The organism is Paraburkholderia silviterrae (genome assembly GCF_004353915.1).
GTDB classification, from domain to species: Bacteria; Pseudomonadota; Gammaproteobacteria; order Burkholderiales; family Burkholderiaceae; genus Paraburkholderia; species Paraburkholderia silviterrae.
In genome coordinates this window covers 371,390-385,464 of the sequence record NZ_SMRP01000002.1, presented here as the reverse complement: position 1 = coordinate 385,464, position 14,075 = coordinate 371,390, and the positions used below count along the sequence as shown (strand labels likewise).

Annotated in this window: 18 protein-coding genes; 1 reads left to right on the top strand and 17 read right to left on the bottom strand. The window is 62.5% G+C overall.

What is annotated here, in order from left to right; all coding sequences use genetic code 11:
• Positions 1–2: 2 nt before the first annotated feature.
• From EYW47_RS05910 to EYW47_RS05835, 16 genes are all read right to left on the bottom strand, one after another.
• A complete protein-coding gene (locus EYW47_RS05910) occupies positions 3–344 on the bottom strand; it encodes a phage tail protein (RefSeq protein ID WP_133193929.1) in 342 nt (113 codons plus the stop codon).
• The gene (locus tag EYW47_RS05905) at positions 344–3,073 is read right to left on the bottom strand and encodes a phage tail tape measure protein (protein ID WP_133193928.1); all 2,730 of its coding nucleotides are present in this window, start codon (positions 3,071–3,073) and stop codon (positions 344–346) included. Before EYW47_RS05905 ends, EYW47_RS05910 begins: the two co-directional genes overlap by 1 nt.
• Positions 3,063–3,506, bottom strand: a complete 444-nt coding sequence (locus tag EYW47_RS05900) for an HK97-gp10 family putative phage morphogenesis protein (RefSeq protein ID WP_133193927.1) — start codon at positions 3,504–3,506, stop codon at positions 3,063–3,065. Before EYW47_RS05900 ends, EYW47_RS05905 begins: the two co-directional genes overlap by 11 nt.
• Positions 3,506–3,784, bottom strand: a complete 279-nt coding sequence (locus tag EYW47_RS05895; protein ID WP_420819398.1) for a phage tail assembly protein T — start codon at positions 3,782–3,784, stop codon at positions 3,506–3,508. The genes EYW47_RS05900 and EYW47_RS05895 overlap by 1 nt, the downstream gene beginning before the upstream one ends.
• A gap of 17 nt (positions 3,785–3,801) precedes the next feature.
• On the bottom strand, positions 3,802–4,227 hold the full coding sequence (locus EYW47_RS05890; protein WP_133193925.1) for a hypothetical protein: 426 nt from the start codon (positions 4,225–4,227) through the stop codon (positions 3,802–3,804).
• A 45-nt stretch (positions 4,228–4,272) separates the two neighbouring features.
• A complete protein-coding gene (locus EYW47_RS05885) occupies positions 4,273–4,914 on the bottom strand; it encodes a phage tail tube protein (RefSeq protein WP_133193924.1) in 642 nt (213 codons plus the stop codon).
• A gap of 66 nt (positions 4,915–4,980) precedes the next feature.
• A complete protein-coding gene (locus EYW47_RS05880; protein WP_133193923.1) occupies positions 4,981–5,337 on the bottom strand; it encodes a DUF3168 domain-containing protein in 357 nt (118 codons plus the stop codon).
• Positions 5,330–5,659, bottom strand: coding sequence for a phage head closure protein (locus EYW47_RS05875; RefSeq protein ID WP_133193922.1), 330 nt, complete (start codon positions 5,657–5,659; stop codon positions 5,330–5,332). Before EYW47_RS05875 ends, EYW47_RS05880 begins: the two co-directional genes overlap by 8 nt.
• The gene (locus EYW47_RS05870; protein WP_133193921.1) at positions 5,659–6,333 is read right to left on the bottom strand and encodes a head-tail connector protein; all 675 of its coding nucleotides are present in this window, start codon (positions 6,331–6,333) and stop codon (positions 5,659–5,661) included. Before EYW47_RS05870 ends, EYW47_RS05875 begins: the two co-directional genes overlap by 1 nt.
• A gap of 2 nt (positions 6,334–6,335) precedes the next feature.
• The gene (locus EYW47_RS05865) at positions 6,336–6,611 is read right to left on the bottom strand and encodes a hypothetical protein (RefSeq protein ID WP_133193920.1); all 276 of its coding nucleotides are present in this window, start codon (positions 6,609–6,611) and stop codon (positions 6,336–6,338) included.
• Positions 6,612–6,683: 72 nt separating this feature from the next.
• Entirely contained in the window at positions 6,684–7,940 is a 1,257-nt protein-coding gene (locus EYW47_RS05860) for a phage major capsid protein (protein ID WP_133193919.1), read from the bottom strand.
• A 94-nt stretch (positions 7,941–8,034) separates the two neighbouring features.
• A complete protein-coding gene (locus EYW47_RS05855; RefSeq protein ID WP_133193918.1) occupies positions 8,035–8,778 on the bottom strand; it encodes a head maturation protease, ClpP-related in 744 nt (247 codons plus the stop codon).
• Entirely contained in the window at positions 8,775–10,133 is a 1,359-nt protein-coding gene (locus tag EYW47_RS05850) for a phage portal protein (protein WP_133193917.1), read from the bottom strand. The genes EYW47_RS05855 and EYW47_RS05850 overlap by 4 nt, the downstream gene beginning before the upstream one ends.
• Positions 10,130–11,785: a terminase large subunit gene (locus EYW47_RS05845; protein WP_133193916.1), complete on the bottom strand. Its 1,656-nt coding sequence runs from the start codon at positions 11,783–11,785 to the stop codon at positions 10,130–10,132. The genes EYW47_RS05850 and EYW47_RS05845 overlap by 4 nt, the downstream gene beginning before the upstream one ends.
• A gap of 3 nt (positions 11,786–11,788) precedes the next feature.
• Positions 11,789–12,283, bottom strand: coding sequence for a terminase small subunit (locus EYW47_RS05840; RefSeq protein ID WP_133193915.1), 495 nt, complete (start codon positions 12,281–12,283; stop codon positions 11,789–11,791).
• A 277-nt stretch (positions 12,284–12,560) separates the two neighbouring features.
• Complete coding sequence (locus EYW47_RS05835) at positions 12,561–12,878, bottom strand: HNH endonuclease (protein WP_240763563.1); 318 nt, start codon at positions 12,876–12,878, stop codon at positions 12,561–12,563.
• A gap of 140 nt (positions 12,879–13,018) precedes the next feature.
• Here EYW47_RS05835 and EYW47_RS05830 point away from each other — a divergent pair, with 140 nt between their 5' ends.
• Positions 13,019–13,207, top strand: a complete 189-nt coding sequence (locus EYW47_RS05830; RefSeq protein WP_133193914.1) for a hypothetical protein — start codon at positions 13,019–13,021, stop codon at positions 13,205–13,207.
• A 187-nt stretch (positions 13,208–13,394) separates the two neighbouring features.
• Here EYW47_RS05830 and EYW47_RS41720 read toward each other — a convergent pair whose 3' ends face one another.
• A complete protein-coding gene (locus tag EYW47_RS41720; protein WP_240763562.1) occupies positions 13,395–13,871 on the bottom strand; it encodes a hypothetical protein in 477 nt (158 codons plus the stop codon).
• Positions 13,872–14,075: the final 204 nt, after the last annotated feature.

Below are 14,075 nucleotides of genomic sequence, written 5' to 3'. Positions count from 1 at the left end.
ATTTACGGTGCAAAGGTTTGATCGAACGTCGCAGTGAACGTGTATGCGTTGCCGTCTTTCGTTGGCTCGGTGTACGTCTCGCACGTGAAAAGCAGCGCCTGTGTTCGAAGCGGCGGCGTCCACAGGAACGCCGTTGCGCCCGCTCGCGCGTCGAGGAACGCGATGATCGCGGCGATGGTTGCTGCGTCGTTGATGAATTGCAGTTGGAACGACGAGGACCGGTTATTGATGCCGTCCTGTACACGTTGCGCATATCCGTCGCCGAATTGCGCCTTGCGCACGCGCTGCGTCGCCGTCCCGGTCGACTGCGCGACAGTAGGGACCCAGGTGAAGGTGTCGGCCATTAGCCCACGCTCCCGTTCTTGATCTGCCAGGCGTACCCACCCTGGCCCTTCATCTTCTGGGCAAGGCGACTATCGACGAGCTTCTGCACCTGCGATTGCAGCCACGCCGCGTCGCTCTTGTCGAACGAGCCGCCGCCCCCAGAGACGGTAATCGGCACGATCGTGTCGCCCCCGCCGCCACCTGTGAATGGCGTCAGCGCGTGGTTCGGGACGACTGCGCCCGATGCGCCGGGCACGAAGAGCTCCGGACCCTTCTCGCCAACGAGGTAGGCTGCCCCGCCGTCTACCGGTCCGCCGCCGGCCCGCGCGGGCAGCGTACCCCAGCCGCCCATCGCGCCAATCAAGCCATCGATCCCGGAGCCCTGAATGTTCGCGGTGATCGTCGCGCCGGCATTGCCAAACATACCGCCGAGCGCATTGATGCCCGCACCCAGCAGGCCAGAGATCGCGGCGCGCGCCTGAATGCGCGCAATATCCGCGATGACGCTGGTCGCGAAGCTGCCGAAATTGAACTTGCCCGTCGTCACGAACGACGTGAGCGAATCCTCCATGCTCTTCATCACGTTCGTGAATGCGCTTTCGGTCTGAGCGGCCATGTTGTGCGCAGAGTCGAGGTAGTTCGCGACGCCCGCCGTGAAGCCGTTAACCCAATCGCCCTGCTTCACCTTCAGCGCGGCATAGTAGGCGTCGTAATCCTGCAGCGATTGCTCGAGCCCTGCCTTGATGTTCGCGGATGCCGCCTGATACTCAGCGCCGCCGATCAGATCCTTCGGGGTCGCCTTGTCGAGCTGCTCCTGCAGGTGCTGGTACTCGGCAAAGATCGACTTGACGGCCTGGGCGTTTCTGACCGCATCGGCGCCCATGCCGAACGCGCCGAGCTGCCGAGCGTACTGGTCCGTCTGCCCCTTCTGGTAGCTCGCAATCGACGCGGTGATCTGCGCCGAGCGCTCGAACATCTTCTGCACATCCTGCCGATGCGCAACCTCTTTTTCGAGCTCGACGTTCGTTTGCAGTTGCGCACGGATCTGGTCCTGATGCGCGAGCAGGCTCTTTTGGTCCGCCGTGAGGGTCTTACCTTTCCAGTCGCTGACTTGCTGGTTGAACTTCGCGAGCTCCTTTTCGGAGTTCGTCAGCTTGTCGGTCGTCGAGAGATGCGATTGCAGCTCGGCCGCCTGGTCGCGAAGCTGCTGCAGAAATCGCGTCGCCGCATCATCCGTGTATGCCTTGTGCTGCCCGCCGCCGCCTCCCTTAGAAAAGGAAATCGTCGGTCCGGACGGGGCTGCACTTGCATGCGCAGGCGGCACCGCGTTCGACCACAGCTTCGACATGAACTGCGAGTAGCCCTCTCCCTCCCGCTTCAGATTTTCATACCCGGCCTTAGCTGAATCGACGGCCATCTTGAACTGGCCCGTCATGCCGTAATACGTGACCGTGGCGACGGTCGCAATCACCTCCGAGAGCTGCTCGAAGCCAATCGCAACAGTAGCGATGGCTGATGCTGCCGACTTCATGATGAGGCCGACGCCGTTATAGAAATCCTCCAGCACTGGCTTCATTGCAACGTTGTCGCCCAGCGCATTCGTCAAATTGATGATCGTCGGCAAGAGCTGCGTTTTCGCGCTCAGCGTCATCGCATCCATCTTCGCGTGCGCGAGCTCCATCTGCTCCTTCAGAGCCGCCATACGCGCAACGGTCTCACCACCGATCACTGCACCCGAGGCCTGCGCCGCGGCGCGCAGGTCATCGAGGCCAGTGCGCCCGCGGTCGAGCAGTGGTATCAACTCGTCGCCGGATGCGCCGAATAGCTCGTTGGCAACGGCCGCCTTCGACGCGCTGTCGGCCGTCTTGCTGAACGCGTCAGCAATCTGCGGCAGCAACTGGTCCGGACTGCTCTTCTTCAGGTCCGCGAGCGAAATGCCGATTGCCGAGAACGCCTTTGCAGCGTCCTTGTTACCGTTGATCGCCTTATTCTGAGCATCGCCAAGGGCCGCGAGCGCCTTGGTCGCATCCTTCGTGTCGACACCGGCCGACTTCGCCGCGAATGCCCATTGCTGGATGTTGTCCGTCGAGATGCCAGTCTTCTTGCTCAGGTTCTCGATCTGCTCGCCGTACTCGGCTAGTGCATCGCGCGCGTGGTAGGTGATCGATGCAGCCATCGCGATCACGCCGACAACGGCACCGATCGAAAGCGCAGTCTTGTTCATCAGCGCCGACAGAGCGTCCGTGCGCTCGCCGAGCACAAGCAGCGAGCCGCCAAAGTTCTTCCAGCTACCCTGCGACGCCTCGTGAGCGAGCACCAGCAGCTCGCGGCGTGCGCCGGCCGTCGCGAGGTTGAATTCGTGAGCAGCATGGCCGCCGCCGTTCATCGCCTGCTCGGCAGCTTTGATCTTGTCGATGTATGGCTGCGCGGCGTCCGCCACGCCAAGCTCGGCTGCGCGCAGCTCCATCAGCTGCGCGCGCGTCTTGCCCGCCTGGTCAGCCTGCTTCTGCAGCGACGTCAGCCAACCCTCAGCGGATCGCGCCGATTTGTTGAATGCGGCCAGTGCTTCATCACCCTGGTCCTTCAGCACCTTGCGCGTGTTTTCGATGGCATTGGCAGAGTTCGTGAGGCGCTGGCGAAGTGTGTCCTGGCTCGTTACGAAATCGGCAGCGCTCTTCCGCGCCCGGTCCATCTCCTGGACGAAACCGGATGCATCTCCTGTCAACCGTACGACGGTGTCATTGGCCACTCGTCAACTCCCTGACTTTCTCGTCAATCACATCGCTGAACTTCTGTGCAGCGGCATCGCGCGTCGCCTCATAAGAGGGGCGCATAAACGGGTTTGCTGCCATCTTCGAGGTGCCGTACTCCACGAATCGGCCATAGAAGGCGTCTTTGCTCCACGTCACGAGATACGTCGCGCGCACGCCCTCGGCCGAGCGCTCTTTGTCGAACGCGAGGAGGATGTTGTCTCGCAGGAAGCCGGGGTAGCGCTTCTGCTTGCTATCTCGGCTCTCCCACGAGACCACGCCAACGGGCGCGCGCAACTTCACCTCTTCGAAGATCACGCGCGCGCCCGCGACAGTTGCTTGGCGAAGTGCCGACTCGCTGGCCACCTGCGTCAGCGCGTCAATCGCGGCCGTGAGACCGTCCGGGTTATCGACCGTCAGCTTGAATGCCATCAGGCTGCCTTGTTCGGGAACATCATCGTGAGCAGGAGATTCGATTGCGCCTCGGGGTCTTCGAGCAGAATTGGCACGGGCTCAGCGGCTCCCGTGCGACTGTGCTCATTCCACGGCGTCATTTCGAGCGCCGTAAACGGCTTGTCGCGCACCTTCGTATCGCGGTGCACATTGGCGATCATCGAAGCGATCGTCCCGGCGCGAAGATCGTCGTAATGGCTGCCCCACGGCTCCAGCTCGTAGAAGGCCATCCACTCGACGAACTCCGCGCTGCCGATTTCCTCTTGCGCCTGCCTTACTGACTTCCCGAGACGGGCAGCGAGTCGGAACCAGAAGCGCCGCTCGTGGCGGCGCCGGAGTTTTTTGCAGCCCCCTCCACCGCGCCCGGCTTCATGCCGTTGATACGCATCGCGGCGTCCGCCACGCGATCGAGCGCGGCGCTGCCCTGCGCGCGCAACGCTTCGATGTCGCTTTCATCGAGCACCTGCGTGCCCGACTCATCCACGACGGTCACCAGCAGCAGATCGGCCTGCACGGCGCTGATCGGCACGTCCTTGTCATCCGCCTTGTGCTTCGCGTAGTAGGCGTCGCGCGCGAGGCCCGACATTTCCGAGACGATGACGGCGACACCGTCGCCCCACTCGGGCACGTCGACCGTCTCGGTCTTGAGGTGGGGCGCGCTGAGGATGGCGCCCTTCGTTGCTTTCGAGAGAATCGGCACGTTGGATTCCTGAATTCGTTGTTTTGGTGAGAACGCCGACGCGGATTACGCGTAGGTGACGTCGCCGCTGATGCGCAGCGAAACGCCGGTCGTGGTGAGCAGCTGATCGACGCCGCCATCGAGCGGATCGTTCTTGACATAGGCAGCCCAGGTCGCCGTCTTGCCGTTCGGCAGCGTGAGCTTGAAGTTCTTGAGCGAGCCAGCGCGCTTTGCGGCGCTGCACGCGACCTGACCGGGATCGTTGAAATCCTTGTCGACGTCGAACGTGAAGTGGCCGAAGTCCTGAAGGCCGAGCATGTATTCCTTCGCGGTGCTCGACAGATTGGTTTTGTCGATCTCGTTCGCTTGACCGTCGAAGCCCTTGAAGCTCTTCAGGTTGTTGATCAGCGTCCACGCGACAGGCGTCGCCGTACCGCCCGCGGTGATCGTCTTGCCCGTCGTATCGACGTTCACAGCGAACGTATTCGCCGTGACGTGGTGAACGACCACTGCCTGGCCATTCAGCAACGCGGCATCGGCACCGGTCAGCCCCGCAAGCGTTTCGATGTCGCCATTGGCGAAGCCGTGAGCAACGGACGTCAGGATGGTCGGGAACCCCAGCGCGATCGCGGTGATGTTCTTCGCGGCACCCGAGCCGCCAGATACCTGCAGCGTCGATCCCTGAGCGGAAATCGCACTCGAAGTCATATCAAACCTCACAAATGAAAAAGCCCGCTCAGGGCGGGCATACGGTTGAAGATGAAGCGGTGCCGGTTACGGCGTGAACCAGATTGAGAAGTCCTCGCGCGAGCCGTAGAGCTTCGTGTCGGACTCGTAGACGCTCACCGGTCCGCCAATAGTCGCAGCGCCAATAGGATCGGCAGTCAGAGCCTTGATTACGCTTCTCATTAGAGCGCGCGCGGCTGCGCGAGAGTCAGCCCACACATTGACCTGCATGCGGGCGTTCTCCAGCTCGACCGTGTTCGACAGGTAATTCGGCGACTGGCCGCCTACGTCCTGATACGTCACATACGGGCGCGGCGTGTTCTGCGGCGCGACATCGGGATAGCAGCGACCGTCTACGAGCGCCTTGGTGGCACCGTAGACGATCGCCTCGGCGGAATTAGCCATTGTTCGCCCCCATGCTGCACGCCAGATCGACATAGCGTCGCCCGGCGTAGTCCGGCAGGACCGCCTCAATGTTGAAGATGCCGCCGTCGTACAGAACGCGCATCGCCGCGGTTATGTCGGTCCGCCATCGGATGCGCATGCTCACCTGGGCCTTGCTGACCTCTTCGCCAGAGGCCACGTATTCCTTGCCGTTCGTAGCAAGCAGGTTCGTCGGCACGTCCTTGGCGAGATTGATCCACTCGGTCAGCGGCTGGCCCAGCTCGTCCTCGCCTTCCTTCTTGACCTGAATCGTGATGCGCCGGTTGAAATCTCCAGACCGCACTACGCATACCCCATGATCCGGTACGAATCGAGAAGCTGGTCGACATACGGAAGATCGTGGACCTGGCCGCGATTGAGGATCGCGACCTGTTCGCGGTTCTCATAGAGCGTTGCGACGCGCAGCATGATCCACGACTTGATGCCAGCCGGCACGTCCTTGGCATCGCCGTAACCCGCCGTGAAGCTGATCTGCACGGCGTTGGTCGTGTTGAGCGTGTCGGGCCAGTACGTGCCCGTCTTCGGCGTCAGCACACCCGGCTCGCTCACGTTGTCGACCACGTACAGCGAAGGGTCGAGCGCCTGCTTATTGCCGAGCGCGTCGATGTACTGCACCGCATCGACCGACTGCAGGCGCGGGAACGGGATGTCGATCTTGCTGCCGCGAAAGCGGACCGCGTAGTTGCGCATCGTCATCCACGCCGACGGCAACTGGTCGACCGGCACGTAGCCGGGGATCACGCCGTAGTACGTGTAGAACGGGAACGCGTCGAGGAACAGGTCCCACTTTTGCGTGACGAAGACGCGGCGACACACATTCTCCGCGTGCGCGCGCGCCGCGGTGATCAGCAGCGAGATCAGCGCGTCCTCGGACGAATCGATGACGCGCAGGTGCAGCTTCGCCTCTTCGAGCGTGACCGGCTCTTCGGCGGGCGCCTGTGTGAGCCTGATCCCCATGCTTACTTCGCGGCCGGATCGTTCGGCGCGCCGTCAGCCTGCTTTTCCTCGATCGCCGCCTCGGCGACTTCAGCGGCGGCATCAGGGTCTGCGAGCTCCACCTGTTTCGCGCCCTGCTTCGTTGCGTACGCGACCGCGTCGGGATGGTCGTCGACTGCGCCGGCCTTCGCGAGGGCCTTGATGACCGCCTCGGGCCCGGTGACGACCTGGTCGCACTTGAGGCCAAGGCCAGCGTTGTCAGCGAGGACGCGCGCCTGCGCCGTTTGAATCTTTGCCATGCTCTACCCCTGAAATAGGAGGGATGTTGGGAGAGCGGCGGACAGCGGTCCGCCGCAGCCTGACGCGCTTGATTACGTCGCCGAGTTGACGTAGGCCTTCACCGCACCGCCGGCATCGATCAGGTTGCCGCCCGCGCGCAGGAAGCCGACGAAGCCGATTTGGCCATTCAGCGTGAATGCCGAATCGGTCATGCGGAAGATCGTGAGGTCCATGACGTCACGGATGACGTACTTCGACATCTGGCCGAAGAGGATCGACTTCGCATTGGCGGCCATCACCGGCACGTCCTGGTTGACCGTGATCGGGCGCCCCATCAGGCGGTCCGGCGCGCCGCCGTTGATCATTGCGTCGGCCTCGTAGCCCGGCACGAAGATCGGACGGTTCTGCGCGTCCTTGATCTTGCGGACGGCACGCACAGACGTGTCGTGCATCATGTAGCCAACGCCCGGCTGGCTGCGATACGCGGGGTCGATGGAATGCTCGAGGTCGACCAGGTCATCGTAGGTGACCGTCACGGTTTGACCGGTCGCGCCGACCTTGCCCGAGCCTGCCGCCGTCACGATGCCGCGAGGCTGGCCAACGCCCGTGCCGGCCGTGAAGTGCGTGTTCTGGATACGGCCGAGGCGCATCGCGAGCAGCACCTGGACGTATGCCTCGATGTCGATGAAGCTATCCTGCACGAGTTCGAACGGCAGCGCGATCTTCTTCGAGCTGTACTTGAAGACGTTGAGGACGATATTGCTGAACGACGTGTCCTGCCCCGTGACCGGCGTATTCTGACCAACGATTTCGCCGACTTCGGACGTCGGATCGGTCGTCGGGAAGTTCATGTCGGCGCCCGTCGCGGTGCGAATTGCGTGCGCGACCTGGCGCATGCCGCCGTATGCCCGCATCGCGATTTCGAGCGAACGCTGATACTCGGTCGCGACCGTGAAGCCGCCCTCCGTCGGCGTCGTCGTCGACATGGCATTGCGGATGTCCTGCGTCTGGCGCGCGAGCATGCGGGCGCGGTCTTCGTCGGCCATGTTGGAGACGCCGCCGGCCATGAAGGCACGCAGTGCGCGCGATTCATCGCTTTGCGCGGCCGGCGTGCGCGTCGCAACGTTCATCGCTGCGGCATGTTGTGCAGTCGGGTCGTCAGCCGCGAGCTGCACGCGGCGATTCTCGCGCGCGATGTCGCCGTCGATCGCCTCGATCTCGGCGAGGATCGCGTCCATGCGCTCCGCTTCCGCTGCGGGCATGCGCTGGTCTGCCGGATACTTGTTGTTCAGTTCGTTAGCTTCTTTCGCCTTCGAATTGCGCAGTTCGCGCAGTTGCTGCAGCTTCATATTGCTCTCTCCGTTCAGGATTGACCGCTCGCGCAGGTCGTAGGGACGAAAAAAAGGCCGCTCATGGCGGCCGTTCTCAGTTGCGCGAGGCGCGTCACTGATGTTTGATGCAGTTCAGCATGCGCATGCGCTGCTGCTGGCGTTCGCGGTGCTCGGCGGTGATTGCATCGATCGGGTCGGGATCGGTGGACGCCTTCGGCTTCGGAGCATTCGCGTAAGCGCTGAGATCCCACGACGCCTGCAACTTCTCGCCGCTTTCTGCGATCCGGTCGGCGAGACCGATCTCGACAGCCTCTTCCGCGGTGAACCACGTTTCGGCACTCATGAGCGCCTTCATGTCGTCGACGCTCTTGCCAGAGCGCTTCGCATACTGGCCAGCGATGACGCCGTCCGTCTTGTCGAGCAGCGCCGAGGTCGCGGCAAGATCGGCCGAGTTGCCGATTGCGATCGTCCAGGCGCAGTGGATCATGTACATCGCGCCGTCGGACATCTCGACCTCATCGGCGGCGGCTGCAATGACCGTGGCGGCACTCGCCGCGTAGCCGTCGATGTGCGCAACGACCTTCGCGCCCGTGTCGCGGATTGCCGCCACAATCGCCTGCGCGGCGAACACGTCGCCGCCGGGCGAATTGATCCGCAGATGGACCGTGCCGCCCTTGATCGCGCGGATCTGCGGCACGAGAGACTGCGCCGAGACGCCGCCCCACCAGTCCGCCGTTTCGTCGTCGGGCACGATGGCGTCGTAGATATAGATCGTGACGTCGTCGCCCTGTACCGCGAACGCGCGCGGGGCGCGCTGCCCGCGATTTTTTGCGAGCAGTTGGATCAGCTTGCTCATGTTGCCCCTTGGTCTGGTTGGCCGGCTGGTTCCGGCGCCGTTTCCGGCTTTGCAGTTGGCTCGGTAACGCTGGCCGCCTGCGTTACACCATCATTCAGCGTATCGCCGCCCTCGACGGGCGGCAACAGCTTGATATGCCGCACCTCGTTCTTCGTCATCCAGCCCGGCTCGCCTGCACGCCCGAGCGCGATGCGGAGCGCCTCGTTCTCGCTCTTGAGGTCGCCGCGCTCCATGCCGGATACGTCGAACTCGACGAAGAAGCGCTGGCGCAAGGGCCAGAGCTTCCGGTTGAATTCCTGGTTGAACTTGACGAGGTCGCGCAGCAGCGTGAATTTCACGAAGCCGCGGCTCATGTTCTCGATGCCGCTGCCCCACGACGTCGTCTTCTCGGTAGAGCCGACCATGAACGGCGGCACGCCGAGGATGCGGCAGATTTCCTCGAGGCCCCATTTCGACGTTTCGAGGATCTGCGCATCGACCGGGTTGAGCGTCAGCGTCTTGATGTCCAGGCCGCCGGTCAAGACTGCCGGCAGATGCGAATTCGAGACGCCGCCGTGGCGCTCGCCCCACGTTGCGCGCAGGAGCTTCGCCTGCTCTTCCGACATGTTGCCTGGCGTCGTCAGAGCAAAATCCGGGCGCGCGCCGTTCGAAAAGAAGCGCGCGCTGTATTCGGCAGCCGCGAGCGACGTTCCCACCGATTGCCGCGCCGCGTAGGTGATCGGGCTCGGACTGCGAATCCCGTCATAACCGAGGCTCGGCACATGGATGATGTCCGCCGGGTGCAGGATGTACTCTGCGCCGACGAGCGGCTGCACGCGGTAATACAGGTCACCGTGGCTGTCCCGGAACGGGAACACGCGCAGCGGGTGGTGCGCCTTGAACGCGGTAACCGAGCTGCTGCGGAACGACGGGCGCACGATCTCTGCAAAGCAATCGCCATAGAACAGGCGCGCTGCGACCATGAATTCCCAAAACACAGCCGCCGACACATCGGGCTCGGGCTGCTCATTCAGGAGCCACCAGTACGGATGCTCGATGCGTGCCCGGCCCGTGGCCGTGCGCTCATAGATCGGCATCGGTAGCGTCGAGATCGCGCCGGCGATCAGCGCGACGCACGCGTAGACCGCCGACACCTTCATCGCGGTCGTCTCGTTCACGACCGGCCCGGCGTTGCTGATCGCACCGCCGCCAATGATGTTCGCCAACTCCTGAACAGTCAGGTTCTGCCGCGTCTCGTTGACGTTGTTGATTTGCCCGGTCGCTTCAGGCCCATGCTGCGCGCGCCAGGCGTTTAGCACAGACGAGCCCGGCGTTCGGGCCTTCGCCTGCGCTGCCTTGAATACCGCTTCGCTCATAGGATCACTATTCCGGGTTGTGCTGCTGCCTGCGGGTTCAAGCTGATCAGCGAGATCGCATTGAACGTCGCCATTAGCGGGTCGATCTTCGCGGAGCCGCTCGCCTGCTTGGTGATGAGGATTGCGTTGCCGCGCGGCTCGACGCGGGCGTTGCCCACGCACCAGGCCATCATGCGCTGCCCTCCGTGCACGAGCGCGCCTTCGGCGAGCTTCCGCTCGGTTGTCTTGATCGCGCCGCCGAGTTTCCAACCCTGCGAGATCGCGATGACCTTCTCTTCCGGCACGCCACCATCAACCAGCGCATCAAGGATGGCGCCGATGCCAGCCGGGTCGACACCGATGCGGTCGAGCTTTCCAGACTGCTCGCATTGCGCGACAAAGCCGGCGAGCTCGTCGACGTCGTCGCCAATCACCTTGACCAGCGAGAGGTTGCCGTCGCGCGCGAAGTCATCGAAGCGCGCCGCCTCCGCCTTGCGCCGCTCGAGCACCGACGGGTGCGCCCAAGCGTGCGTCCAGAGCAACCACTTGCCCGTGCCCGTTTCGCGCCCTGCGACTGCGAGGCCCAGCAAGTCATCGAGGCCACCGCCGTCGATCCCAACGTCGACGATTTCCGAGCGCGCGAAAAGCTCTTCGAGTGAGCGGCATCCGGTCGCCTGCTGCTCCCAGTAGTCCGCGCCAGCCCATCGGTCGGACCGTAGTGCAAGCCCGATTTCGACGTTCGCGTGCTTCGCGAGGAAGCCGCGGAACGACTCTTCGCCGCCCTCCTTAGCCTTGCGAAACTCGCGAAGCAGGAAGGCCTCGTCGACCGAATAACCGAGGTTGGGGTTCACCATCCCAAGGTTTTCGGCGAGCAGGTGCTCCTTACGCGCCACCATTTCGGGCGGGTGCTCGTAGATCACCGGCACGAAGCAGGGATCGACAACCTTTCCGTCCCGCACGTCGCGCGCATAACGAAGCTTCTGCAGGAAGACGCCCGCCGGCGGATCGTCGGACTGCGTCGTCAGGTAGATGACGAAACCTTCCGGACGCGATGCGAGACCGCCGATGGCCTCGCGCAGCATGTTCTCGGCGTTCGGCTGCTTGCCGAAGAGCCAGACCTCGTCCACGAGCGTCCCGACGCTCTTCTTGCCGCCCACTGTGTTCGAATCGGCGGCCACCACCTTCAGCGTCGCACCCGTCGTGCGATGCGTGATCGTCTTGACGTGCGTCTGCACCTGGAAGAGATCGTCAAGCTCCTCTTCGTGCTTCACCATGTCGCGGCTGGGCGCGAAGCTGTTGCCGGCCACCTCGATCGTCGGAGCGAGAATCGCGTATTCCGCCGACATGCGCCAGTTCAGGATCATGGCCGTCATCATGATTCCGGCGGCCAGCGTCGACTTGCTGTTCTTCTTGGGCAGGCAAACGAACCATTCAGTGATCAGGCGGCGCCCGTTCTCAGCGTCGTACGCACCAAAGATCGACGCGACCAGATCGAACACCCACTGCGCCGATGACTCACCGAACGTCGGACTGCCAGGCGCGTCGACAATCTTGAGCTCCTTGAACACGGCGAGCGCGTGCTCGGCCTGCTCGGGAAAGATCGGCGGCGGAATGATCGACTGCCCCGCCTTGAGCCGCTCGGCCCAATCTGGACACGCTGTCGACCATTCCATACGTCACTTCCTGTTGTTCACCACCAGTTTCGGCGGCGCGAGCGATCCGAACTTGCTCGCGGCCTTCTTCGCTGCTTCCGCCTTGGCGTCCTTCTTGCCGCCTTCGCCGAGCTTCTGGTGGAAGAACGGCATGAGCGTTTGGGCCGCAGTCACGCGAAGCTTTTTCTCCGTCTCCGGATCGTTCATCGCAGCCAGCAGGAAATCCCTGGGGTCCTTGAAAGTCAGGATCGCGCCGAGATCGAAGCCGGCGTCGACAGCCGCACGGGTCATCGCTGCTCGTTCGTCGTCTTGCGGCAGCGACGACGGCAGCTCAGCCTTCGCGGCGCCCTTCTTCCCGCGCTGCTCGATATAGGCGACGACGTCCTTGTCCTTCGCGAGCCGAGAGCCAGCCGCCGAAGCGGTCTTCGGGCTGCAACCAGCCTCGATGGCTGCCTCTTTGTTCGACTTGCCGGCGAGAACGGCATCGGCGAACGCTCGCTTCTTGCCGGTCAGCGCCACAGCAACCTCCTTTAACAAGGCGCCATCGCTTTAACATCGCGTGGAAACGCCTGAAACCTTTGCCCGATAAAGCTTTGCGCCGTTTCGAGCGCTGTTAAACCCCTTTAACAAATTTCTGAAAGGGGGATTTTTTCTCCGCGTGGGAGGACGCGCGGTGTCCCGTGATACGAAACGCCAGACTTTCGGTACCCCCCACCGCAAATGCGAATTGATCTCATTTACAATCGACGGATCGGGCTGCGATCTGTTGCGAATGAGAACGATTTTCACTATATCGTCATCGCAACCGGGCGCGCGCCTCATCTGCAGTCTTCAGCTTGTGGCAGTCGTCGCACAGCAGCTTCAGGTTGCTATCGTCGTTGCTGCCGCCCTGCTCGAGCGGGACATCGTGGTCGAGCTGATCGCGCCACGGCAGCCACACACAGCCGCAGCGCTGGCACTTGAACTGCTGCGCGACCGCCATGCGCTGGCGCGTCCTAACCCAACGGCTGCCACGAATGCGCGGCGTCGTACCGGCTTTCGCCTCCAGCATCGGCACGCGCGTGGTCGTGAGCGATTGCACGCGAGGCTTGAGTGTCGTTAGCTTTCGGCCCATTTGAGAGAATATTCGGTCGCGCGCGCAGAATCGACCCGCACACCCCTAGTTGTTGAGACGGACCGCATTACGTTCAACTTACAGCCACTGTAAAATCGTTGAGCCGGAAACAACCGGCACATCACCATAAGGAATCCATCTTGGCTATCTACACCGCTACAGAGGCAACCGGGAAGGCGGTTGATCTCGCAAAGGCAGCCCTTGAGGCTGGTTGGTTTACACCGGTCATTGGCGCGAATTACGGCGATCCTGCAAAAGCCGGGCGCGAAAATGCCCAGTTCCTCGGTGCTTTCATCAAACAGCTCACCGAAGAGATCAAGGCGCTGTAATGAAAAAACCCGCAGGGCTTTCGCCTTGCGGGTGTATAGAGGCTTACGAAGTAAAATAAGGCCGCGCACAGCACAGCACGGCACAGCACATCAACCAGCATCTACGGGAGCTACATTATGAGCGAACCCAAACCCGTGGTCCCGCAGCCGCAACCAAGCCGGCGAGACCAAGCGAAAGATATGCCGTTCAGAAAAGACGACTCACCAAACCGACCGCAGCCGCAATAAGCGGTGTCAGCAATGCGCAGAGGCGGATTCGGTTCAGCCGGTCCGCCACACGTGCATTGCGCGCGGCAGTTTCATCTATCCGCTGCTGCAGATTCTCGAATTCCACTTCTTTAATCGACTCCAAGGAAAATGTCGGCTGGAAGATGTTCCGTGGCTCATTCGTCGGCGCATGAATGGCCTCAATCTTCATGCAGCCGTGAATCAGCCAGCCCGACAAACACAACAGGGATATGCCGAAGGCGACAGCCGCCGCGAGTAGCCATCCAGGATGATCAGGCTCAAGCAGCTTAACCACGTAGGCAGAAGCCCCGCCCACCCCTGCCAGCAGAAGAGTCAGAGTGGTATTCGCTTCCTTCGCGATGAGTTCCGCACTCTGAATATGGAAACGCAGATTCTCCAACGCCTGCTCTTCCACCCAATCAGTCAGATCACTCATATTTGAAATCGCTCACGTAGCAGCGCTTCAGTTGCGAACCGCCGGCCAGCAGTTTAGGCACAAGGGCTAATGCACAAGAAAAAGCCCGCTTGCTTTCGCTTGCGGGCTTCGTGTTCGCACCATTGGTACGGTATATGAAAACGTAGTTTATGCGGGCGATTCCCGCATGTCAAGTGCACAGCGTCTGCCGCACACCAGCGCCAG